The sequence below is a fragment of the bacterium genome, assembly GCA_020440705.1.
In the GTDB taxonomy this organism is placed as follows: Bacteria; Krumholzibacteriota; Krumholzibacteriia; order LZORAL124-64-63; family LZORAL124-64-63; genus JAGRNP01.
In genome coordinates this window covers 1-565 of sequence record JAGRNP010000361.1, presented here as the reverse complement: position 1 = coordinate 565, position 565 = coordinate 1, and the positions used below count along the sequence as shown (strand labels likewise).

Sequence of the window (565 nt, the reverse complement as noted above, 5' to 3'; positions counted from 1 at the left end):
GCCCTTCTTGTTCGCGTACTGCGCGTCGTATTCTTGGATCTTGGCCGAGTCGAGCATGATGATCTCGGCCAGCTTCGCGGTGGCCGGCGTGCAGAACACCTTGCGGTGGTAGCCCTCCTTCACGATGCGCGGCAGGTAGCCCACGTGGTCCAGGTGTGCGTGCGTGAGCAGCACCGCGTCCAGCGCGCCAGGCTTGAACGGCGTGCCGGCCCAGTTGAGCTCGCGGAGCTTCTTGAGGCCCTGGAACAGGCCGCAGTCGATGAGCACCGACGTATTATCGACTTCGAGCAGGTACTTGGAGCCAGTAACTGTTTGCGCCGCGCCGTAGAAGGAGAGTCGGATCATTGGTGAGGGGAGCCGTGAGTGAGGAGCCGGGAAAGGATCTATTCTAGCATAGATAGTCCCCGGTGATTCACCGGGGGATAATTGGCGATTGCTACCCTGGCCAAAACCACCAGCCCGCCAGAGCGAACAGCGCTCCAAAGAACAGCTCGAACAGCCAGTAGCGGATCGGGATTGGCGCGCCGCAGTCGTAGCACCTGCCGCGGAGCATCAGCCAGCCGAA

Annotated in this window: 2 protein-coding genes; both read right to left on the bottom strand. The window is 61.8% G+C overall.

The features are described 5' to 3' along the window. On the bottom strand, positions 1 to 345 hold a 345-nt coding region (locus tag KDM41_18795; protein MCB1185473.1), incomplete at its 3' end, for an MBL fold metallo-hydrolase. A 91-nt stretch (positions 346 to 436) separates the two neighbouring features. Continuing rightward, positions 437 to 565 (bottom strand): prepilin peptidase (locus KDM41_18790; protein ID MCB1185472.1); only part of this gene is annotated, 129 nt, incomplete at its 5' end.